The 21,059-nt window shown below is 68.6% G+C and carries 19 protein-coding genes; 6 read left to right on the top strand and 13 right to left on the bottom strand.

Annotated elements, in window-relative coordinates:
- Positions 1–8: 8 nt before the first annotated feature.
- The 3 genes from nuoL to nuoN are packed head-to-tail and all read left to right on the top strand — an operon-like array spanning position 9 to position 5,019.
- Positions 9–1,904, top strand: a complete 1,896-nt coding sequence (gene nuoL / locus YIM_RS44895) for an NADH-quinone oxidoreductase subunit L (RefSeq protein ID WP_153036136.1) — start codon at positions 9–11, stop codon at positions 1,902–1,904.
- Complete coding sequence (locus YIM_RS44890; protein ID WP_153036135.1) at positions 1,901–3,451, top strand: NADH-quinone oxidoreductase subunit M; 1,551 nt, start codon at positions 1,901–1,903, stop codon at positions 3,449–3,451. The genes nuoL and YIM_RS44890 overlap by 4 nt, the downstream gene beginning before the upstream one ends.
- Entirely contained in the window at positions 3,451–5,019 is a 1,569-nt protein-coding gene (nuoN, locus tag YIM_RS44885) for an NADH-quinone oxidoreductase subunit NuoN (RefSeq protein WP_153036134.1), read from the top strand. The genes YIM_RS44890 and nuoN overlap by 1 nt, the downstream gene beginning before the upstream one ends.
- A 51-nt stretch (positions 5,020–5,070) precedes the next feature.
- On the opposite strand, the gene YIM_RS44880 is transcribed toward nuoN, so the two are convergent.
- A complete protein-coding gene (locus YIM_RS44880) occupies positions 5,071–6,132 on the bottom strand; it encodes a hypothetical protein (RefSeq protein ID WP_153036133.1) in 1,062 nt (353 codons plus the stop codon).
- On the bottom strand, positions 6,125–6,709 hold the full coding sequence (locus YIM_RS44875; protein ID WP_153036132.1) for an RNA polymerase sigma factor: 585 nt from the start codon (positions 6,707–6,709) through the stop codon (positions 6,125–6,127). The genes YIM_RS44880 and YIM_RS44875 overlap by 8 nt, the downstream gene beginning before the upstream one ends.
- Before the next feature lie 116 nt (positions 6,710–6,825).
- Here YIM_RS44875 and YIM_RS44870 point away from each other — a divergent pair, with 116 nt between their 5' ends.
- Complete coding sequence (locus YIM_RS44870; RefSeq protein ID WP_153036131.1) at positions 6,826–7,713, top strand: serine hydrolase; 888 nt, start codon at positions 6,826–6,828, stop codon at positions 7,711–7,713.
- A 735-nt stretch (positions 7,714–8,448) separates the two neighbouring features.
- On the opposite strand, the gene YIM_RS44865 is transcribed toward YIM_RS44870, so the two are convergent.
- From YIM_RS44865 to YIM_RS44835, 7 genes are all read right to left on the bottom strand, one after another.
- Positions 8,449–9,522 (bottom strand): WXG100 family type VII secretion target, encoded by a 1,074-nt coding sequence (locus YIM_RS44865; protein ID WP_153036130.1) that lies wholly within the window; start codon positions 9,520–9,522, stop codon positions 8,449–8,451.
- Positions 9,522–9,851, bottom strand: a complete 330-nt coding sequence (locus YIM_RS44860; RefSeq protein WP_153036129.1) for a hypothetical protein — start codon at positions 9,849–9,851, stop codon at positions 9,522–9,524. The genes YIM_RS44865 and YIM_RS44860 overlap by 1 nt, the downstream gene beginning before the upstream one ends.
- The gene (locus tag YIM_RS44855) at positions 9,848–10,408 is read right to left on the bottom strand and encodes a YbaB/EbfC family nucleoid-associated protein (RefSeq protein ID WP_153036128.1); all 561 of its coding nucleotides are present in this window, start codon (positions 10,406–10,408) and stop codon (positions 9,848–9,850) included. The genes YIM_RS44860 and YIM_RS44855 overlap by 4 nt, the downstream gene beginning before the upstream one ends.
- A 66-nt stretch (positions 10,409–10,474) precedes the next feature.
- Positions 10,475–11,233 carry an ESX secretion-associated protein EspG gene (locus tag YIM_RS44850; RefSeq protein WP_153036127.1) on the bottom strand — a complete coding sequence of 253 codons (759 nt, stop codon included), beginning with the start codon at positions 11,231–11,233 and terminating at the stop codon, positions 10,475–10,477.
- Between the two features lie 2 nt (positions 11,234–11,235).
- On the bottom strand, positions 11,236–12,576 hold the full coding sequence (locus YIM_RS49895; protein ID WP_153036126.1) for a PPE domain-containing protein: 1,341 nt from the start codon (positions 12,574–12,576) through the stop codon (positions 11,236–11,238).
- Positions 12,576–13,217: a DUF3558 domain-containing protein gene (locus YIM_RS44840; RefSeq protein ID WP_153036125.1), complete on the bottom strand. Its 642-nt coding sequence runs from the start codon at positions 13,215–13,217 to the stop codon at positions 12,576–12,578. Before YIM_RS44840 ends, YIM_RS49895 begins: the two co-directional genes overlap by 1 nt.
- Complete coding sequence (locus YIM_RS44835) at positions 13,218–13,655, bottom strand: hypothetical protein (protein ID WP_153036124.1); 438 nt, start codon at positions 13,653–13,655, stop codon at positions 13,218–13,220. It abuts the gene before it with no gap.
- Between the two features lie 266 nt (positions 13,656–13,921).
- Here YIM_RS44835 and YIM_RS44830 point away from each other — a divergent pair, with 266 nt between their 5' ends.
- Both YIM_RS44830 and YIM_RS49545 read left to right on the top strand, forming a co-directional pair.
- On the top strand, positions 13,922–14,920 hold the full coding sequence (locus YIM_RS44830) for a polyprenyl synthetase family protein (protein ID WP_153036123.1): 999 nt from the start codon (positions 13,922–13,924) through the stop codon (positions 14,918–14,920).
- An 82-nt stretch (positions 14,921–15,002) separates the two neighbouring features.
- On the top strand, positions 15,003–16,598 hold the full coding sequence (locus YIM_RS49545) for a hypothetical protein (RefSeq protein WP_228004405.1): 1,596 nt from the start codon (positions 15,003–15,005) through the stop codon (positions 16,596–16,598).
- 7 nt (positions 16,599–16,605) lie between these two features.
- On the opposite strand, the gene YIM_RS44820 is transcribed toward YIM_RS49545, so the two are convergent.
- The 4 genes from YIM_RS44820 to YIM_RS44805 form a co-directional block, all read right to left on the bottom strand.
- Positions 16,606–17,670 (bottom strand): 2-oxoacid:ferredoxin oxidoreductase subunit beta, encoded by a 1,065-nt coding sequence (locus tag YIM_RS44820; protein ID WP_153036122.1) that lies wholly within the window; start codon positions 17,668–17,670, stop codon positions 16,606–16,608.
- Positions 17,667–19,586 carry a 2-oxoacid:acceptor oxidoreductase subunit alpha gene (locus YIM_RS44815; RefSeq protein ID WP_153036121.1) on the bottom strand — a complete coding sequence of 640 codons (1,920 nt, stop codon included), beginning with the start codon at positions 19,584–19,586 and terminating at the stop codon, positions 17,667–17,669. The genes YIM_RS44820 and YIM_RS44815 overlap by 4 nt, the downstream gene beginning before the upstream one ends.
- Positions 19,587–19,763: 177 nt before the next feature.
- The gene (locus YIM_RS44810) at positions 19,764–20,537 is read right to left on the bottom strand and encodes an enoyl-CoA hydratase (RefSeq protein ID WP_153036120.1); all 774 of its coding nucleotides are present in this window, start codon (positions 20,535–20,537) and stop codon (positions 19,764–19,766) included.
- A gap of 7 nt (positions 20,538–20,544) precedes the next feature.
- Positions 20,545–20,991, bottom strand: a complete 447-nt coding sequence (locus YIM_RS44805; protein ID WP_113695776.1) for an Lrp/AsnC family transcriptional regulator — start codon at positions 20,989–20,991, stop codon at positions 20,545–20,547.
- Positions 20,992–21,059: the final 68 nt, after the last annotated feature.

Raw genomic sequence — 21,059 nt, 5'->3', positions numbered from 1 at the left:
CCCGGTAAGTGATCGCATCATCGTGGCTGCTGGTCGCCTTTCCGGCGCTCGGCGCGCTGATCCTGCTGGTCGGGGGCAAGCGCACCGACGCGTGGGGGCACCTGCTCGGTACGGCCACCGTCGCACTGTCCTTTGTGTACGGACTGGTCCTGTTCTTCGCGAACAGCTTCGACACGCCGAGCGACGTCAAGCTGTTCTCGTGGATCCCGGTCAACGAGCTGCAGGTGGACTTCGGGCTGCGGATGGATCCGCTGTCGATGACCTTCGTGCTGCTGATCACCGGTGTCGGCATGCTGATCCACTTCTACTCGGTGGGTTACATGCACGACGACCGCGGCAGGCGCCGGTTCTTCGGTTACCTCAACCTGTTCGTCGCCTCGATGCTGATCCTGGTGCTGGGCAACAGCTTCGTGACGCTGTACCTCGGCTGGGAGGGCGTCGGCCTCGCCTCGTACCTGCTCATCGGCTGGTACCAGGACCGCCCGTCCGCGGCCACCGCGGCGAAGAAGGCGTTCCTGATGAACCGCGTCGGTGACGTCGGGCTCGCGCTGGCGATCTTCCTGATGTTCAAGTACGTCGGCAGCACCGGTTACGCCGAGGTTTTCGCCGCGGTGGACCAGATCCCGCCGGGCGTGGTCACCGCGATCGCGATCCTGCTGCTGCTCGGGGCCTGCGGTAAGTCCGGTCAGTTCCCGCTCCAGGCGTGGTTGCCGGACGCGATGGAGGGCCCGACCCCGGTCTCCGCGCTGATCCACGCCGCGACGATGGTCACCGCGGGCGTCTACCTGGTCGCCCGCTCCGGCGAGATCTTCAACGCCACCGAGTCCGGGCGGCTGGTGGTCACCCTGGTCGGTACCGTCACGCTGCTGATCGGGTGCATCATCGGCTGCGCCTACGACGACATCAAGAAGGTGCTCGCCTACTCCACGGTGAGCCAGATCGGTTACATGATGCTGGCGGTCGGGCTCGGCCCGTTCGGCTACGCGCTGGGCATCATGCACCTGCTCACCCACGGCTTCTTCAAGGCGGGCCTCTTCCTCGGCGCCGGTTCGGTCATGCACGGCATGAACGACGAGGTGGACATGCGGAAGTTCGGCGGGCTGTGGCGCAAGATGCCGATCACCTTCGCCACCTTCGGCCTCGGTTACCTCGCGCTGATCGGCTTCCCGTTCCTGTCGGGCTTCTACTCGAAGGACGCGATCATCGAAGCGGCCTTCGGCGCCGAGGGCTGGCAGGGCTGGGTCTTCGGTGGCGCCGCCACCCTGGGCGCCGCGCTCACCGCGTTCTACATGACCCGCCTGGTGATGCTGACCTTCTTCGGCAAGCAGCGCTGGAAGAAGATCAAGTCCAGCGACGGGCGCGACTTCCAGCCGCACGAGTCGCCACCGGTGATGACCGTGCCGATGATCATCCTGGCGGTCGGCTCGGTCGCCGCGGGCTTCCTGTTCACCACCGGCGACTCACTGGTCGAATGGCTCACGCCGGCGCTGGGTGAGCTGCGGGAGGCCGAGCACACCGCGCTGCCGCACGGTCTCATCCCGTTCCTGGTGGTCGGTCTGTCCGCGCTCGGCGCGCTGGCCGCCTACCTGATCTTCCGCCGCGACACCCCGGTCGAGCGGCCGGAGCGGGTTTCCTTCCCGGTCCGCGCGGCCCGCAAGGACCTGTACGGCAACGCGCTGAACGAGAACCTGATCGCCCGGCCGGGCATCTGGCTCACCCGGTTCGCCGTGTTCCTGGACAACCGGGGCGTGGACGGCGCGGTCAACGGCCTGGCCGCGAGCCTTGGCGGCGGCTCCGGCCGCCTGCGCCGGCTGCAGACCGGATTCGTCCGCTCCTACGCGCTGTCCATGCTCGGCGGTTCGTTCGTCGTCATCGCCGCGCTCCTGCTGGTGAGGTTCTCATGACCCTGTTGCTAGTCCTCATCCTGCTGCCGCTGGCCGGGGCGATCGCGGTCACCGCGCTGCGCTCGAACGACCGGGTCGCCACGCTCACCGCGCTCGGCGTCTCGGTGGTCGAGCTGCTGCTGATCATCCCGCTGTGGCTCGGTTACGAACCACGCGGCGAGCGCATCCAGCAGGCGTCCTCGATGGACTGGATCCCGAACTTCGGCATCCACATCTCGTTCGGCATGGACGGCATCGCGCTGGTGATGATCGCGGTGATCGCTCTGCTGGTGCCGCTGATCATCGGCGGCACCGCGGCCGTCGACAAGCTGCCGAAGGGACGCAGCGCGGGTGGTTACTTCGCGCTGATCCTGGTGCAGCAGTCGCTGACCATCGCGGTGTTCGCGGCCACCGACGTGTTCCTGTTCTACGTGCTGTTCGAGATCATGCTGATCCCGATGTACTTCCTGATCGGCGGCTACGGCGGCCCGAACCGGCAGTACGCGGCGGTCAAGTTCTTCCTGTACTCGTTCCTCGGCGGCCTGATCATGCTGGCCTCGGCGATCGGCGCCTACTCGATGGCGTCGGACGAGCTCGGCCAGGGCACCTTCGACTGGGCCACGCTGGTCTCGGTGGTGCGGGACGCGCCGACCGGCACGCAGATCTGGCTGTTCCTCGGCTTCTTCCTGGCCTTCGCGATCAAGGCGCCGCTGGTGCCGCTGCACACCTGGCTGCCGGACGCGGCCGGGCAGGCGCCGATCGGCGTGGCCGTGCTGCTGGTCGGCGTGCTGGACAAGGTCGGCACCTTCGGCTTCCTGCGGTACTGCATCCCGATGTTCCCCGACGCCAGCCAGGCGCTCGCGCCGCTGGTGCTCACCCTCGCCGTGGCAGGCGTGGTCTACGGCTCGATGCTGGCCGCCGGGCAGTCGGACCTGAAGCGGTTCATCGCCTACGTGTCCATCGCCCACTTCGGCTTCATCGCGCTGGGCATCTTCGCCTTCACCGAGCAGGCCCAGGTCGGCTCGGTGTCGTACATGCTCAACCACAGCCTGGCCACCGGCATGCTGATCCTGGTGATCGGCATGGTGATCGCCCGCGGCGGGTCCACCCGGATCGCCGACTACGGCGGCATGGCCAAGGTGACCCCGGTGCTGGGCGGCCTGTTCTTCGTCGCCGGACTGTCCACTTTGTCCCTGCCGGGGACGAACTCGTTCATCAGCGAGTTCCTGGTGCTGCTGGGCTCCTTCGAAACCCGGCCGGTGTACACCATCGTGGCCACGCTGGGCCTGGTGCTCGCCGCGGCCTACGTGCTCTGGCTGTACCAGCGGATCTTCCAGGGTCCGGTACGCGGTGACGCGCTGGTCGGCGCCGGTGGTGGCCCGGGTACCGCGGTGGCGCCGGAAGTCGGTGCGAAGAAGTCGATTCGCGACCTGTCCAAAGTGGAGATCGGCGTGCTCGCGCCGATGGTGGTGCTGATCATCGGGCTCGGTTTCTACCCGAAGCCGGTCCTGGACACGATTACTCCTTCGGTGGAAGCCACGATGTCCGCCGTGCAGGAAGGCAACTGATGCTCGAGGTATTCCTGGCCCAGGATCCGGGCAAGATCTCCGCCCCGGCGATCGACTACGCGGCGATCCTGCCGATCCTGATCATTCTCGGCGCGGCGTGCGTCAGCGTGCTGTTCGAGGCGTTCCTGATCAAGCACCAGCGGTGGTCGGCGCAGGTCATCCTGTCCCTGCTGGCCATCGTGGCGGCCGGGGTGGCGCTGGTGGTCTACGTCGGCGACTCGCCGGAGCGCGGCGTGACCACGCTGACCGGGTCGCTCTCGATCGACAAGCCCGCGTTGTTCCTCTGGGGCACGCTGCTGGCGCTGGCGATCGGCGCGGTGCTGCTGATCGCGGACCGCTCGGTCGAGCCGGGCGGCGCCTTCGTCGCGCAGGCGGCGATCCGGCCGGGCACCTTCCAGGACCGCGCGCAGGTCGGCTCCACCGGCATGCAGACCGAGGTCTTCCCGCTGACGCTGTTCGCGCTCGGCGGCATGATGGTCTTCACTGCGGCGAACGACCTGCTGACCATGTTCATCGCGCTCGAAGTGCTTTCGCTGCCGCTGTACCTGATGTGCGGCCTCGCCCGCCGTCGCCGCCTCATCTCGCAGGAAGCGGCGGTCAAGTACTTCCTGCTCGGCGCCTTCTCCAGCGCGTTCTTCCTGTACGGGCTGGCGCTGCTCTACGGCTACGCGAACTCGGTGAAGCTGGCCGACATCGCCAACGCCACCGCGGGCACCAACCGTTCGGACACGCTGCTGTTCGCCGGGCTCGGCCTGCTCATGGTCGGCCTGCTGTTCAAGGGCTCGGTCGGCCCGTTCCACACCTGGACGCCGGACGTCTACCAGGGCGCGCCGACCCCGGTCACCGCGTTCATGGCGGCCTGCACCAAGGTCGCCGCGTTCGGCGCCATCCTGCGCGTGCTGACCGTCGGCTTCGAGTCGACCAGCTGGGAATGGCGCGGCGTGCTGTGGGGCGTGGCGATCGTGTCGATGGTGCTGGGCGCGGTGCTCGGGCTGACCCAGACCGACGTCAAGCGGATGATCGCCTACTCGTCGATCGCGCACGCGGGCTTCCTGCTGGTCGGCGCGATCGCGATGACCGAGCAGGGCTTGTCGGGCACGCTGTTCTACCTGCTCGCCTACGGCTTCACCACGCTGGCCGCGTTCGGTGTGGTCAGCCTGGTGCGCGACTCGAACGGCGAGGCCACGCACCTGTCGGCGTGGGCCGGGCTGGCCAAGCGGTCGCCGGTGCTGGCCGGGGTGTTCACCTTCCTCCTGCTCGCACTGGCCGGGATTCCGCTGACCAGTGGCTTCATCGGCAAGTTCGTGGTGTTCGAGGCGGCGCTGACCGACGGCATGGCGCCGCTGGTGGTGATCGCGCTGGTGGCCAGTGCCGTGGCGGCGTTCTTCTACCTGCGCGTGGTGGTGCTGATGTACTTCTCGGAGCCGTCGCCGGAGGGGCCCACGGTGACCGTGCCGGGCACCTTCACCACGGTGGCCATCACCCTCGGCGTGATCGTCACGCTGGTGCTGGGCATCATTCCCGCCTTCGCGCTGGACTGGGCGAGCGCGGGCGGTTTCGCCAGCTGAGTTTCCGTTTTCGGGTGGGGCGCTGCTTCCGGGCAGCGCCCCACTTCGCGTTCAGAGGCCGTCCGGGCGGGGAACCCGCTCCGAGCTGACCGAGACCAAGCCGAGCACGGTGTCCGGCGGGATCCACGCCTGCTTGGGCCGCGGCCCGGAAACCCGGCGCTCACCGAGGAACCGGCCGTCTTTGCGGTCGATCACCAGCTCACGCCGTTCACGTTCGGCCGGCACGCCCAGGCTCGCGCCCACCTTCCCGTCGGGCAGCGTGACGTCGCCGTAGTCGAGGACCCCGTCGATCATCGCCAGCGCGCGGAACCAGTTGGCGTAGCGCTCTTTCGGCAGCACACCGGACGACATCAGTTCCACCCCTTCGGCGAACACCGCGCTCGGGTCGCCGGGGGCACTGCTGCGCTTCCGCAGCCAGTTGAGGATCTCCGCCGGTTCGGTCGGCACGGTCGCGTAGAAGGTCGGGCTCGCCGGGTCGTTCAGGCCACCGCAGGTGGTTTTCGGCTTGTCCTCAGGGAAGTAGTTGCCGCACGGTGCCGTCCAGTCGCCGTCCTTCGACCACGGTGCCGGAGGTTTGACCGGGCTGTTCGGCTCGCTCACCAGCCGGTGCGATTCGCCCTCGCTGGTGCGCTTCTCCCGCCAGGCCTGTTCCGGCTCGAACGGTACCCAGTGCTCGAGCCGCTGCCCGTACAGCTCGGTGTAGCCGGAGTTCGGCGGGCTGTCGGCGACGTCGTCGTCCGCGACGGTGCCGTAGACGAAGGTTCGGGCCATCGTGCCCCGCACCACGACGTGCAGGTACGAACCCTCGGTCCGCCACCGCCCGTCGGCGTAGGTCTTCGCGGCGTGCTCCAGGAGCGGCACGCCGGAAGCCTGGGGTGCCGCGGGCGGGATCTCCTCCGGCGGCTCCCTGATCACCTGCACGGCGGTTACCCCGGCGAGCACCACGGCGGCCGCGGCCACCGGCAGGAGCCAGCGCTTCTTCCGGGATTCCCCGGTGTCGTCCCGCGTTTCCGCCAGCACCCGGGCGCGGAGGGCGGCCATGTCCGGGTCCGCGGCCCGCGCCCGCTGGTGCAGCATGGCCAGTGCCTCGTCGAGTTCGCGCTGGTCACTCATCGGAATCCTCCTGGGAATGCTGGGTGAGCAGGGCCTGCAGGCGCTGGCGGAGGCGGTGCAGGCGCGACCGGACGGTGCTGGCCGGGAGGCCGAGCGCGGCGGCGACTTCGACGGGTTCCAGCCCGGCCCACGAGGTGAGTAGCAGTACATCGCGTTCCTGCTCGGTGAGTTCGGTGAGCGCGCCGGCCAGCTGCCGCATCCTGCGCTGCGCGTCGACGCGGTCGGCGACCAGTGCGTCGTGGCCGAGGTCGCCGATGTGCTCGCGGCGGCCGTGGGCGCGGGCGGTGGCGCGCAGCCCGCGGATCTCCTGGCGCACGTGGGTGCGCACGAGGTTGGTGGCGATGCCGTACAGCCAGCCGCGGATCGGGGCCAGTGCCGGGTCGTAGACCGCGCGCTTGCGCCAGGCGATCAGGAAGGTCTCGGCCACCAGGTCGTCGGCCACGTGCTCACCGACGCGGCCGGCGAGATAACCGCGCAGGGGTCTGGCGTAGGTGTCGAAGAGCTGCGCGAAGGACGCGGGCCCGTCCAGCACCGGACGATCGGCCGAGGGCGCTCGGGGTTCGCTGATTCTGGCCACGCTACTGGTTGACCAGTGCGTTCTTCAGCGTCCCCGACTGGCGGCCTGGCGGTGATCCATCTCACAAACCGGCTGGTTTTCGCGAACGCTGTCCGGCGGATCGCCGGAGTACGGGCATGAAAGCGGGTGGATCGGTGTTGCTGGTGGGCTTGCTGGCCGGGGCTGCCATCGCGGTCGCGGTGGTGCCGGGGGCGACGGCCACCCGTGTGGTGACACCACCGGCGGAAGCCGCCGCGGTGTCCCCAGCCCCTCCGCCGCCGCCTTCGTTGGTGGCTTCGCCGATGCCTTCGGCGCCGCCGGTGGCGGTGGATCCGGCGCCCTCCGCCGCGGATGTCACCGCAGCCGCGCCGGACGCGAAGCTCGGTGTGGTCGTCTATGACCGGGAGAGCGCCAAAACCCTGGCCGACCACCGCGGCACGGCGAGCTTCACCTCCGCCTCATTGGTGAAGCTGCTCATCGCGCTGGACGCGCTGGAAAGCGGTGCCGCCTCTTCGTCCACAGTGGAGCGAATGCTCGCGCGCAGCGACGACGAGATCGCCAGCAGGCTCTGGTCGGAATCCGGCGGGGGCGCACTCGTCACCCGCTGGGCGAAGCGCATGCGCCTGTCCGCCACCCGGCCGCCGGAAGAGGACCCGGGCCGCTGGGGCGACACCACCACAACCGCCGCCGATGTCGCGCGGATCTACCGGTACGTGCTCGACCGGGCCCCGGAGTCCTCCCGCACGGCGATCCTGCGGGGTTTGCGAGGCGCCACAGCCCAGGGCTCGGATGGCTTCGCGCAGCACTTCGGCATCCCGGATGCCGCCGGAGACATCCCGTGGGCGGTGAAACAGGGCTGGGCCTGCTGTCGCCCGAAGCGCCAACTGCACACCACGGGCCTACTCGGCGAAGACGATCGGTATGTGGTCGTGGTGCTGAGCGACCACCCGGAGTCGGTCGGCTATGCCACCGCGTCCAAGCGGGTCACCGAGGTGGTCAGGACTTTGCTCCCTTTGCTCGAATAGCCGCATAAGCCGCGACGGTGGTGCTGACCGCCAACGCACCCCATCACGGTGGTGAACACCCCTGCTGATCCGAGGATCTTGCCTGGTCGCGTAGACCGTTCCGACGGGGGCGGACACACCGGTCGGGAAGACGACGACCTGACGACGGTGACCAGGCTTGCCGGTGGGCGGCGCCGGGATCGTCTTGGCCACCTGCCCTCGCACGGTGGGCGGTACCTGGCTCGCGGTGACCGGGCCCCTGAGCCGGTCGCGGGCGAATTCCTGGATTCGCCAGGCTTCCGCCTCGGTGAACCGGTCCGGGGTGGTCTGCACGGGACCGCGGGTGGTGGCGGTCAACCCGTTCTGCTTGCGCGGTTTGGCTTCCGGCCGGAGCCTGAGCTTGAGTTCGTACACGTACGTCGACAAATCGCGGTGGTCGTCAGCCCGCCTGATCCGCTTCAACACCAGACGTTCGACGTCTGCCCGTGCGACCTGCCAACCGGAGCCGTCGACCGCCCGGAGTTCAACGGACTGTTCACCGAGGACGAGTACTCGCTTTTTTCGGATCTTGCTATAGACCATTCTGCCGAGCAGAAGCAAGCCGAGAATGGCGAAGAACCCACCCAGGTACAGCCCGTTTGGCCCCATCCCCGCCGGACTGCGCTGACCCCGAACCCGGCCCCGACCGCGATCAACCCCGCCGCGAGACCCCACCGGCGCCGCGTGAACCGATCGGTCCTGTCGATGACCAGCCGCTCAGTCAAGTCTCCCTGTCCAGGTCTGCGTGGTTTCCGGATTGCTGGCCGGGAACACCCTGGTCATCTTCTGGTCGTGCTCGCGCTTCTCCTGCGTTTCGCCGGAGGCCGCCTGATCGTCGTGCTCGGTGCTGCCGGTGATCCCGGCGGTGATGCCCTTGCCCTGGTCGCCGAGTACCTTCTTGCCGCCCTCCTTGAAGATCTCGGTGCCGACCCGCATGCCGAGGTCCTTGGGAAGGAAGGGTTCGGTCAACTCGTTCTTGTTGGCCAGGACGGCCGACTTGACATGTTCGGCGAAGAACCGGGCCGAATCCTTCACGCGCCTGGTGAGATCGGTAAGCAGGTCAAGAAACCGCTGCCACACCCGGGTGAGCTTCTGCAGCAGGCTCATGCCCTCCTGCGACTTGGCCACGACCATGGGCATGCCCTCGGCGGCCAGCGCGGCGGGGTACGCGGGCGGTGGGTACCGGAAGAGAATGAGGATCAACTTGGCGCAGACGTCGGTGATCAGGTCGCGGATCAGGTTCCGCACCACCGCGAGAACCGTTTTGGCCACGTCGATCAGGCCGGCACCCGACTTGGCATCGTCCGAGAGTTGGACCAGTGCGTCCAGCCGGTGCTGGATGTACTCGCGGTAGCGGTCGACGGAAGTGCCGCTCCAGGTCGCGCAGTCCTGCTGGACGGTCGAGTTGAGTGCCTCGGCGGTGGCCTGCACCTGGTTGCTGATCTCGGCCCAGGTCTGCACGGTCAGGTCGAGTTCGTCCTGGTTGCCGGTGAGCCAGTCCAGCCAGTCCTTCATCGGCGAGAGGTGCTCGATGACCCAGCCGAGCCCCATGCTGATCAAGATCTCGACCGGGTTGGCCCTGTCCTTGATCTTCATCCCGACATCCAGGCCGCCCGCGGCCAGGCTGAGCAGTCCCTCGGTCCAGTCGCCCCCGAGCAGCTGCTCGCCCCCGCCAACGATGTCCTGGACCAGGCCGGTGCCCTGCAGTGCGCTCTTGACCGGGGTCTTTTCCGCCTCGGTGTCCGCCTTGGCGGCGGTGATGATCGAGTTCTCGCTCTGCGGCTGTCCCATCACTCACCAGCCTTCTTGAGCAGCGAGCCGATGCTCTCCTCGTCGACGCGCTTGACCTCGGCCCACTTGCGCACGATGTCGGCGTGGTGCCGGCTCGACTCGGTGGCGGCCTGGAGGGTCGCGCGCAGGTCCTCCATGGAGCTGTTGCACAGAATCGACAAGCCCAGGCCCGCTCCGATGAGGCCGAACGCCTCGTCGCCCATGCGCTGGTTGGCGGCTTCCACCGCGGTGTCGAGTTGCGCCTGCACCTCACCCACTCGTTTGGCGTGGGCGTCGATTTCGTCCGGGTCGGCGTTGAAGCCCTGGTCCCCGCCCACCGCGCCGCTCATCGGCGGTCGCCTTCGTCGGTGAGGAAGTCGTTGCCGGAGAAGTAGTCGTCGTCGTGGGGGTCTTCGGCGGGGCGCGCCGGGCGCGGGCGGCGTTCCGGGGCCGGTGGCGGTGTGGCGGCCAGGGGCGCCGGAGGTGCCGGGGTGTCGTGCTCGGCGACGAAGCGGCTGGCTTCGTCGGGCGGGAGGTAGCCGCCCTCGATGTAGTCGGTGGGCTCGGGCTCCGGGTAGGCGGCGTTGAGCTGCTCGATCAGCTCGGCCATGGTTTCGGTACCGGCGATCGATGGCACTCCGCCTCGCATCGCGTCGGCGAGTTTGCTCTGCGCGGCCTGCATGGTGCGCATGATCTGCTGGTCCAGGTCGGCCTTGGTCCGTGCGATCGGGCCGATCTCCAGGCCGGTGAGGTTGCCGGCGTGGTTGACGGTGACCTTGATCTGGCCGTCCTTGCTGCGTTCGCTGACCGTCACCGTCTCGATCTCCGCGCGCATTTGTTCGGCTTTGCGCTGGGTTTCGGCGAGTTTGGCTTCGAAATCGGCGAAGAGCTGGTCAGGGCTCGTCACGCGCGAACCTCCCCTGTTCACGTTCGTAGTCGTCCGGAGACCGAGTGTGGCATATCGGCCCGCGGCTCAGTGCGGGCTTGCGCCCAACGAGGCCACCTTTTCGCTCAGGCGAGTTCGATCTCCCGGCAGCACCACGATGTGTTCGTTGCCACGTGGTCCGCCACTGGTCAGGCCGACCCGTCCGGCGTCGATGTCGAGATAGCTGAGGCCGACGGGAGCCTGGCGCCGATTGCCGCGGTGGTCGCGTTTTGCCGCGTGCAGCAAGCCGGATCCGTATTCGGGTACGGAAAAGATTTCCTCGAGTTCTTTGACTTCCGGGCTTCTTGTACGTTTCTCGTCGTAGATTCCGGTGACGGTGTTCGGTTCCGTTATTTCGTGTCGCGGCACGGTGAACGGGGTGAAGTTCGCCGCCGGGAAATCCGGCAGGTGGTCCACCAGCAAGGCCGCCGTGTTCTTGCCGCGGTACGGCTTTAGCCACACCCGCTCGTCCTGGCGCACGGCCACCACCGCGGTCCGGTCGTGCCCCGCCACGAGGATTTCGTAGCTCTCGTCGCTGGTGCGGACGTGCGCGAAATACTCGATCGGCGGGCGGTTGAGCAGGTGCAGGGTGTCCTCGAAATCACCGGTGAACCGCTTTCCCTTGTTCGCGAGGAAACCGCATTCCCGCAGTTCGTCCATGGCGGCGTTGTCCAGCCCGATGGCCGCGGTCGGCGGAACGTACCGCTCACCACCCGCGAAAACCAGGTGTGGTTCTTCGTAGCCGGTCCACCGCATGGCGGCGAGCAAGGTGTTCAGCGAGATCTCGGCGCGGTGCGCGATGACCACGATCAGGCGGGCTTTCCGGTTTCGCCGATGACCGGTGGCACCGGTTTCTCGCGGTCGCCGCCGAACAGTTCGTCCGGATCCGGGCCGAGCAGGTACTCGGGGCGCTGGTGCTCCTTGTCCTCCTCACCACGGTTCGCGCCGGGCGCGGCGCCACCGATCGGCGTGCTGCCAGGCCTTCCGTTGGCGCCGGCCGCACCGGAAATGCCGCCCGGGCCGCCGACCGTCCGGCCGGTGGAGCTGCCGGGCCCGCCGGTCACGCCGCCGGGCCCGCCGGTCATGCCGCCTGGCCCGCCCGGTGTGCCGACTGTTCGGCCAGGGGAATTGCCGGGTCCACCAGTCGGACTGCCCGGCCCACCGGCTACTTTGCCTGGCCCACCGGCTATGTTGCCCGTTCCGCCGATCACGCGGCCCGTTCCGCCGATCGGCCCCGACCCGGGACGACCGCCGGTGTTACCCAGCTGCCCGCCCGGACCGGTTTTGACGACGCCACCGATGAATGGCGCATTGTTGTTTCCGCCGGAATAGGGCACGTACGGCGTTGTATTCGTCGTCGCGGGCGGTGTCGGCGTCGGTGTCACGGGAGGCGGGTTGTACGCCGCCGCCTTCGTACTGTCCGACGGACTAGGCGCCGGTTGCTGATTCTGCGCCGATTGCTGATTCGGCACCAAGGACGGCCCAGCCCCACCCGGCGGCGGCGCACCCTGCCCCGGTGCGTGGGACTGGCTACCCCCAACCGTGTTGGGCTGCCCGCCACCGATCCCTCCGGTGGGCCCGTTCGGCTGACCCCCACCAGGTGCGGCGGTCTCACCCGCGAGCGAAATGGACGCACCGGGATCGACCAGCGGCGCGAAGGAACTCGGCATCGTGTCGCCGTTGCCCATGCTGGACGCGTGATAACCGGCGAAGGCGTCGATGTTCTGCTGGCTCTTGGCCTGCCACTCGCCGACCTTGTTGTTGTAGCCGTTCCAGTTGCCGGTGGTGACCGCCTCGACCACATCAGCCGACGTCATCTCCGGCTTGCTGGCAGGCACCGGCACCACACTGTTCTTGACCGTGCCGAAGGCGGAGGTCTGGTCCTCCAGCGCGCTGCCGGCCTTGGCGAGCAGGGAGGCGTCCTCAATGGAGGCATTGGCGAGCGGAAGGGCCGCGTTGGCCGCGTTGGCCCCGGCCTCCCCGGTCCAGCCGGCCTGGATCTTGGCCGCGAGATCGGCGATCTGCTGCGCACGCTCGGACAGGGTCGAGGTCAGGCCGGTCGCGCTCTCCTGGGCCGCCACCAGCCAGTTCGTGCCGGGACCGCCGTTGATCTGCTCGTAGATCTGCGCGGCGTTGAGCGGGCCGTTCATCAGCTGACCCCCTGGATGTTGCCGATCACCATGTCCAGCACATCACGCGCGGCTTCGCACGGATCCTTCTTGCCCACGTTCTGCTCCGACTGCCTCACCGTCACGTTCACCGTGGCCCGGTCGGATGTGCCTGCCACGACGTTGCACCTGCCAATGGCCTTTTCGTCAGTGTTGTTCCAGGCAACGGTCGGGTATCCCCGCACGGGTGCCATTTCCTCGAAGAACTTGTACTGGTCACCCTTCTCGCGGTAAAAGCCGCTGAGCCCGATGTCGGTGACCTTCGGGAACAGGACGGCGACGAACGCGGCCTGCGACCCGTAACTGTGCCAGCCACACCCCGGGCCGGCGATGACGTCGCCGGATTCGTCGCGGCTTTCCTTGGTGTCCGTGCCCAGCAAGTCGGCGATCTGTGCATCCGTGAGGGTTTCGCAGGGCTGCGCTTCCGATTTGCTGATGTCGATCGGGCTGGCCACCTTCGGTGCGCCGAAGGCGGGTACGTCCGGTGCGTCGGCCGAGGGCGCCGGTTCGGCCGCGCCCGCGGTGGGCACGGTGGGCGTCCCAGGGACGTCTTTGCCCTCGCAGCCGCTGAGCAGGAGGACCAAACCGGCTGCGCAGAGCAGGCCTCGAGACGGTCGGCGCATCTAGAGCGAGCCTCCTTGGTTGCCGATTTCAGCGCCCGCATCGGTATCGGCCTGGGCATAGTGCCCGGCGGCGGCGCGGAACTTCTCGGCTTGGGATCGGCAGTAGTCGATCCGATCGTTCAGGGCGGTCAAGAGTGTTTCCCCCGATTGGCGGACCAACTGGGCGTTGTCGCCTGAGGCGTACTCGGCACCCGGCCCCTGAGTTTGCGCGAGCACCTTGGCCTGAAGCGTGTCCCGTTCGTAGGCCATCGCCAGGTCGTCCCATTCGCGGGCGATGGAAGTCAGTTCGGCTGGTTCGAACGAGTAACCGCCGACTGGGGCGGAGGCGGCGGTTTCCGCTGCCTTTGCCCAGTCGGCTATCTGGTCGAACCAGCTGCCACCGCCGTCGCCGCCACTGGTGGGCGGGGCGTAGTGCGGTGACTGGTCGGGCGTGGTCAAGGGTCCCCTCCCCAAGGGCCGATGCTCCCCGACGACACCGAGTCGTCACGGAGGCACGCACAGTTCACTACGCACCGAAGCTAGCACGCTTCAGTGGATGTTGTTCAACGTTCAGCCAGACCGCCTCCAGCCGTGGTTTGTCGTGTTCGTCACCTGTGGCGAGTAGCAGGAGGCCACCGGCCGTAGTAGCCCAGCCATTAGGCTTGGGTGAACCCGTGACCCAGTGCTGAGAGGGCGGAGCCGAAGTGGCAGTGCGTGATGGCGCTATGGAGGACTTGCGCGCGGCCGTCGGTCTGCAGATCGCCGACGAGGGACTTCTGCGTGAACTGGCCGGTGGCCTGAGTGATGTGGAGGCGCTCCTGCGCGAAACCGTGCGTAGTGAGGTAAAGGCGGTCAACGACGCCGCCTCTCACCTGGTGGAGGCGGGGGGCAAGCGTTTCCGTCCGTTGTTCACGTTGCTCGCCTCGCAGTTCGGCGTCGGCGGCAGGGAAGCGGTCGTGACCGCGGCCGCCGCCGTGGAGCTGGTGCATCTGGCGACGCTGTACCACGACGACGTGATGGACGAGGCGACCATGCGCCGCGGCGCGCAGAGCGTGAACGCCCGCTGGGACAACACCATCGCCATCCTCACCGGCGACTTCCTCTTCGCGCACGCCTCGCGGCTGGTCGCCGACCTCGGCACCGACGCCGCCCGGATCATCGCGGAGACCTTCGGTGAACTGGTCACCGGCCAGATGCGCGAAACCGTCGGCCCGCTCGACGGCGAGGACCCGGTCGAGCACTACCTCTCGGTCATCGCGCAGAAGACGGGCTCGCTGATCGCCACCGCCGGCCGCTTCGGCGGCATGCTGTCGAACGCACCTGCCGAGCACATCGACGCGCTCCGCCGGTTCGGCGACATCATCGGCACCTCCTTCCAGATCTCCGACGACGTCATCGACATCGCGTCGGCCTCGGAGCAGTCGGGCAAGTCGCCGGGCACGGACCTGCGTGAGGGCGTGCGCACGCTGCCGATGCTCTACGCGCTCGCCGACCCGGCCACCGACCCCCGACTGGTTGAACTGCTCTCCGGCCCGATCACCGAAGACCACCTGGTCGAGGAGGCGCTGGGCCTGTTGCGAGCCTCTTCCGGACTCGATCGGGCGAAGGACACGCTGGCCGACTACGCTCAGCGCGCGCGGGTCGAACTGGCTTCGCTCCCCGCGTCACCGGCGCGGGATGCCTGCGAGTCGGTCGCCGACTACCTGGTGGCCCGCACCGGCTGAGGGGTCCCCCGAAAGGGGCGTAAGGAAGGCTGCCCGGTCCCGTCACTCAACCGAGGGGGCCGGAAGGAGGGACGCGGCGGAGATGTCCATTTTCACGCAGGTCTGGCTGTGGAGCGTGGCGGCGTTCGCGATCGGGGTGCTGCTGTCCGTTCTGCTGCTCGTCCTGCCCGCGCGCAAGCAGGTCAAGGAGCTGCAGCGACGGCTGACCGCCGCCGAGGCGGCGCCGCGCGAGCCGACCCGCCAGTTCACGCCGGAGCCGATGGCCGAGCGCGAGCCGACGCGCACCTTCGACCCGGGGCCCGCCGCCGCGGCCACTTCGTACCAGCCCGCGTTCGAGCCGGAGCCGCCGCGGGGTTTCGAGCCCGAGCGGACGGAGGCGATCGCGCCGTCGCGCACGTTCGACCCCCAGCCTGAGCACACCCAGATCTTCGAGCCGGGACAGGAGCCTCGGGCTGGGCAAGTTTATGAGCCCGACCAGGCCCGTATGGGCGGGCAGGCCTATGAGGCAGACCAGGCGCTCCGGGCTGGGCACGCTTATGAGCCTGAGCGGGCTCACCAGCCTGGGCAGGCTTACGAGCCGGAACAGGCACGCTTGGCTGGGCAAGGCTTTGAGCCGGAGCAGGCGCTCCGGGCTGGCCAGGACTACGAGCCGGAACTGGCGGCCCGTCTGGGTGGGGCGGACTACGAGCCGGAGCAGGCTCACCGGGATGGGCAGGACTACGGGGTCGAGCAGGCTCACCAGCCTGAGCAGGCGTACGAACCCGAGCAGGCGTACCAAGCTGGGCAGGGGTTCGAGGGCGAGCCGGAACAGGCCTACGAGCAAGAGCGGTCGTACGAACAAGAGCGGCCGTACGGCGAAGAGCGGGCCTACGAGCAAGAGCGGCCCTACAACGAGGCCGCCTTGGAAGAGACCGCCTCGGGCGACGAGTCGAGCACTACCTACCAGCCCGCGATCGATCCGGAGCCCATCCAGTCGGACATCGACCTGCGTTCGCACTACGAAGACGAGCCCGCCGAAGAGGCGCGCCACGCCCGCCAGGAAGAACCCACCCACGAATCCGTGGAGCAGAGCTGGTTCTCCCGCGAGCAGCGCAAGGCCGAGGAGACCGTCTACTACAACGGCAGCGGCATCCTGGACGAGGAGCGCCCCGGCAGTCTCTTCACTCCGGCGCCCGCCGATGAAGAACCGCCCGCGTACGCCTTTGGTGACAACGAGGCCGAGCCCTCCTACGAAGAGGAGCTGGCCGCCGAGCGCACCCAGGTGCTGCCCAAGCGCCAGCCCCGGCAGGCGCCGCCGGGTGGGTTCGATCCGCCCCAGCCGATCGAGCCGTCGGTCCGTCAGGTCGAGCGTCGCGAGCCCGCGCCCGAGCAGGGGCAGAACAGCGGCTCGCTGTTCGAGCCCGCGGTGCCGGCCGGGGCCAACGGCAGCATTCCGGAAGCCCCGCCCGCGCGGGAGTTCGTGCCCGAGGTTTCGGTGCCGGTCGGGCCCTTCGGCCCCGGCTCGGCCATGCCGAAACCGGGCGGTGGCCGCCCCTCGGACGAGTTCACCGTCAAGGCCAGCGTGACCGCCCTGCGTTACTGCACCGAGGATTCACCGCAGTTCCCGCGCATGGTCGCCGAGGTCTGGTTCCGCAGCGCGACCGATGCCGAGCGGGTCGGGTTCCGCCCGCTCGGCTGACCGGAAGCTAAGCCACGGTCCAGGTGTCCTTGCCGTGCAGCAGGGACTGCAGGTCCGGCTTCTTCGTCGCCGCGGCCTGCTCCACCTGGGTGCGGGCCTGGTCGTCGTAGGTGGGCCGGGCCACCTGGCGCAGGATGCCGATCGGCGTGTGGTTCAGGTTCTGGTCACCGATCCGCGACAACGCGAACGCGTACGAAGTGTCCTCAATGGACGGATCGTGCACGACCAGGTTGTCCTCGCCGATCTCGCTGACCTTGGCCACTTCCAGGCCGCCCCAGCCACCGCGCGTCACGCCGAACTCGTTCTCCGGCCCGAACCGGATCGGCTCACCGGCCTTCAGCGGGATCAGCCTGCGCTGCGCCTCGTCCTTGTCCTTGAGCACCTCGAACGCGCCGTCGTTGAAGATCGGGCAGTTCTGGTAGATCTCCACCAACGCCGAACCGCGGTGCTCGGCCGCGGCCTGCAGCACCTCGGTCAGCCCCTTGCGATCGGAGTCCAGCGCGCGGCCGACGAACGAGGCCTCCGCGCCGATCGCCAGCGACAGCGGGTTGAACGGGGTGTCCAGGCTGCCCATCGGGGTGGACTTGGTGACCATGCCCGGCCCGGAGGTCGGCGAGTACTGCCCCTTGGTCAGCCCGTAGATCCGGTTGTTGAACAGCAGGATCTTCAGGTTCACGTTGCGGCGCAGGGCGTGGATCAGGTGGTTGCCGCCGATGGACAGCGCGTCGCCGTCCCCGGTCACCACCCACACCGACAGGTCCGGCCGGGTGGTGGCCAGCCCGGTGGCGATGGCCGGCGCGCGCCCGTGGATCGAGTGCATGCCGTAGGTGTTCAGGTAGTACGGGAAGCGCGACGAGCAGCCGATGCCCGAGATGAACACGATGTTCTCTCGCTTGAGACCCAGCGTCGGCAGGAACGACTGCACGGCGTTGAGCACCACGTAGTCACCGCAGCCGGGGCACCAGCGGACTTCCTGGTCGCTCTTGTAGTCCTTGGCCTTCTGCGGCTCGTCGGTGGTCGGCACGCCGTCGAGGCCGCCGAGTGTGGGCAGCCCCAGATCGATCGCGGTCATTTGGCCTCGACCCCCTTGATGATGTCGGTGAAGACGCCCTGCAGTTCCTCCGCCTTGAACGGCAGTCCGGCGACCTTGGTGTAGGAGTGCACGTCGACCAGGTACTTGGCGCGGAGCACCGTGGCCAGCTGGCCGAGGTTCATCTCCGGCAGCACCACGGTGTCGTAGGAGTTCAGGATGTCGCCGAGATTGCCCGGCAACGGGTTCAGGTGGCGCAGGTGCGCCTGCGCGATCGGCAGCCCCTGCCGTCGCACCCGGCGGCAGGCCGCGCCGATCGGGCCGTAGGTGGAGCCCCAGCCGATCGCGAGCACCCTGGCCTTGCCGCCGCTCGGGTCGTCCACCACCAGGTCCGGCACGTCGATGCCGTCGATCTTGGCCTGGCGCAGGCGGACCATCTTGTCGTGGTTGTCCGGGTCGTAGGAGATGTGCCCGGTGCCGTCGGCCTTCTCCAGCCCGCCGATGCGGTGCTGCAGCCCGGCCGTGCCGGGGATCGCCCACGCGCGGGCGAGCGTCTCGGGATCTCGGACGTAGGGCCAGAACTCGCCGGACCCGTCGGTGGCGTTCGGCTCGCCGGCGAACTCGACCTTGAGGTCGGGCAGGCTGTCCACGTCCGGGATCAGCCACGGCTCACTGCCGTTGGCGATGGCACCGTCGGAAAGCAGCAGCACCGGCGTGCGGTACTTCAGCGCGATCCGGGTGGCCTCGATGGCGGCGTCGAAGCAGTCGGCCGGGGTCTGCGGCGCGAGGACCGGCACCGGGCTCTCGCCGTTGCGGCCGTAGAGCGCCTGCAGCAGGTCGGCCTGCTCGGTTTTGGTCGGCAGGCCGGTGGACGGGCCACCGCGCTGCACGTCGATGACCACCAGCGGCAGCTCGGTCATCACCCCGAGGCCGATGGTCTCCGACTTGAGCGCGACGCCGGGACCGGAGGTGGAGGTGACCCCGAGCGCACCGCCGTAGGAGGCGCCGAGCGCGGCGCCGATCCCGGCGATCTCGTCCTCGGCCTGGAAGGTCAGGATGCCGAAGTTCTTGTGCTTGGACAGCTCGTGGAGCACGTCCGAAGCCGGGGTGATCGGGTAGGTGCCGAGCAGGATCGGCAGCCCGGACCGCTGCCCGGCGGCGACCAGCCCGTAGGCCAGCGCGGTGTTGCCGGTGATCTGGCGGTAGGTGCCGCGCGCCAGCTTGGCCGGGGCGACCTCGAAGGTGGTCGCGAAGGACTCGGTGGTCTCGCCGTAGTTCCAGCCGGCGCGGAAGGCGAGGATGTTCGCCTCGGCGATGTCCGGCTTCTTGGCGAACTTCTCGCGCAGGAAGCGCTCGGTGCCCTCGGTGGGCCGGTGGTACATCCAGGACAGCAGCCCGAGCGCGAACATGTTCTTCGCGCGTTCGGCGTCCTTCTTCGACAGGCCGGTCTCCTCCAGCGCGCCGCGGGTGAGCGTGGACATGGCCACCTTGTGCACCTGGAACGGCGCCAGGGTCTCGTCCTCGAGCGGGTTGCCGTCGAAGCCGACCTTGCTCATGTTGCGGCCGGAGAACTCGTCGGTGTTCACGATGACCGTCCCGCCATGTGGGACGTCGGCGAGGTTGGCCTTGAGCGCGGCGGGATTCATCGCCACCAGCACGTCCGGCCGGTCGCCCGGGGTCAGGATGTCGTAGTCGGCGAAGTGCACCTGGAAGCTGGAGACGCCGGGAATGGTGCCCTGTGGCGCGCGGATCTCGGCCGGGAAGTTCGGCATGGTGGACAGGTCGTTGCCGAAGGCGGCCGCCTCCGAGGTGAACCTGTCCCCGGTCAGCTGCATGCCGTCACCGGAGTCACCGGCGAAGCGGATGACCACCCGGTCCAGCTTGCTGATCTCGGTCTGCCTTGACGGCGACAGCGCGGTCAGTGCGTCTGCGCCGTTGCCGTTCGCACTCGTGCTCATGGGTCAGGGATTCCCTCTCTCCCGACTGGCAGTGCCTAGCACCGGGGATCTCACAATGCCGCCTCTACCTCAAGGCTACTTGGAGAGCTTCTGGTGTATCTCGTGGTGTGAGCCGACTTACCTGTGACTCATGGTAACAGGTACCGGCGGTAGCCCCGCGTGTGCCGGGTCACCCGACTACTTGATAGCGCCAGGGCCTATACCGCGACTAATGCGCGAATGGAGCGCGCTCAATCGCTCGGCGAACTCCGGTGACGCCAAAGACTCCAGTTGGGGCGCTATCTCGATGTTGACCGCGGCCTCGTGGTCCGGTTCGGCGGCCGTCGCGCGCATCGATGCCTTTGTCGCGATGACGAGTTCGCGGGGTGCCTCGGTGGCCGGCGCGGCGAGCGCCAGAGCGGCTTCGACGAGTTTTCCGTGGTCCCCGTCGATCGTCCGCATGGTGAGACGGGCGGCCTCGGCGGCGGCCGCGTCGAGCACCTCGCCGAACAACGTCATCGCGATCGCGCGCTGCCTGCCGACCGCCCGCTGGAGCATCCAGGTCATTCCGCCACCCGGGTGCAGCCCGAGTTCGAGGAAGCGGGCGACGAACTTCGCGCGCGGACCGGCCAGGCGGACGTCGGCGGCCAGTGCCAGGTTGAGCCCGGCGCCGACGGCGGCCCCGCCGACCGCGGCGATCGTCGGCAGTTTGCACCTGGCCACCGAGAGAAAGCCCTCGTAGATCGCCCGCAGTCCCGCTTCCTTCGCCTCACCCAGCGCGGAGAGATCGGCACCTGCGCAAAAAGCGGGCGGGGTGCCGGTGACCACCACGGCGTGGACGCCTTCGTCGGCTTCCGCGCGGGCGACCTCGGCCGCCAAGTGCGCGGAAAGGTCCAGGGTGAGGGCGTTGCGGGTGTCCGGGGCGTCGATGGTGAGCACGGTGACCTTTCCGTGCTTCTCGCTGCGGATCATCGGTCCATCATGCGCCCGGATTGGGCGGGCGCTCCAGCAGCCTCGACAACACCACGGTGGACACGGTCCGGTCGACGATCTCCAGTCCGCGCAGGCGTTCGAGCGCGGTCTCCAGCTGGTGGATGTCGCCGGCGCGCAGGTGCACGATGGCGTCGGCGGCACCGGTCACCGTGTAGGCGGCGACCACCTCCGGCAGCGGTTCGAGGCGGGCGCGGATGCGGGCCGGCGCGATGTTGCCCTGGCAGTGCACCTCGACGAAGGCCTCGGTGCCCCAGCCGAGCGCCTCCGGGTTCACCACCGCGGTGAACCCCTTGAGCACCCCGGTTTCCAGCAGCCGGTCGACGCGGCGCTTGACCGCCGGCGCGGACAGCCCGACCACCTTGCCGATCTCGGCGTAGCTGGATCGCGCGTTGGTCACCAGACACGAAACGATCCGCTGGTCGATGGTGTTCATTCGCAATGTTTAGCACGAATATGCGCAAGGAACGGCGATTGCTTGCACAGTCAGGTCACCCTTACCTT

It is taken from the genome of Amycolatopsis sp. YIM 10, from assembly GCF_009429145.1.
Taxonomy (GTDB): domain Bacteria; phylum Actinomycetota; class Actinomycetes; order Mycobacteriales; family Pseudonocardiaceae; genus Amycolatopsis.
The sequence above is the reverse complement of the archived record's forward strand: the minus strand, read 5'-3'. Positions and strand labels throughout refer to the sequence as shown.

Excerpts from the sequence above, each read along its gene's own strand:
- YIM_RS44860 (WP_153036129.1), bottom strand. The coding sequence starts at position 9,851 with ATGAGCGGCGCGGTGGGCGGGGACCAGGGCTTCAACGCCGACCCGGAC.
- YIM_RS44805 (WP_113695776.1), bottom strand. The coding sequence starts at position 20,991 with ATGAACACCATCGACCAGCGGATCGTTTCGTGTCTGGTGACCAACGCG.
- YIM_RS44870 (WP_153036131.1), top strand. The coding sequence starts at position 6,826 with ATGAAAGCGGGTGGATCGGTGTTGCTGGTGGGCTTGCTGGCCGGGGCT.
- YIM_RS44830 (WP_153036123.1), top strand. The coding sequence starts at position 13,922 with ATGGAGGACTTGCGCGCGGCCGTCGGTCTGCAGATCGCCGACGAGGGA.
- YIM_RS44865 (WP_153036130.1), bottom strand. The coding sequence starts at position 9,522 with ATGGGACAGCCGCAGAGCGAGAACTCGATCATCACCGCCGCCAAGGCG.
- YIM_RS44840 (WP_153036125.1), bottom strand. The coding sequence starts at position 13,217 with ATGCGCCGACCGTCTCGAGGCCTGCTCTGCGCAGCCGGTTTGGTCCTC.
- YIM_RS44810 (WP_153036120.1), bottom strand. The coding sequence starts at position 20,537 with ATGATCCGCAGCGAGAAGCACGGAAAGGTCACCGTGCTCACCATCGAC.
- nuoN (WP_153036134.1), top strand. The coding sequence starts at position 3,451 with ATGCTCGAGGTATTCCTGGCCCAGGATCCGGGCAAGATCTCCGCCCCG.
- YIM_RS44815 (WP_153036121.1), bottom strand. The coding sequence starts at position 19,586 with ATGAGCACGAGTGCGAACGGCAACGGCGCAGACGCACTGACCGCGCTG.
- YIM_RS44890 (WP_153036135.1), top strand. The coding sequence starts at position 1,901 with ATGACCCTGTTGCTAGTCCTCATCCTGCTGCCGCTGGCCGGGGCGATC.
- YIM_RS44880 (WP_153036133.1), bottom strand. The coding sequence starts at position 6,132 with ATGAGTGACCAGCGCGAACTCGACGAGGCACTGGCCATGCTGCACCAG.
- YIM_RS44820 (WP_153036122.1), bottom strand. The coding sequence starts at position 17,670 with ATGACCGCGATCGATCTGGGGCTGCCCACACTCGGCGGCCTCGACGGC.
- YIM_RS49545 (WP_228004405.1), top strand. The coding sequence starts at position 15,003 with ATGTCCATTTTCACGCAGGTCTGGCTGTGGAGCGTGGCGGCGTTCGCG.
- YIM_RS49895 (WP_153036126.1), bottom strand. The coding sequence starts at position 12,576 with ATGAACGGCCCGCTCAACGCCGCGCAGATCTACGAGCAGATCAACGGC.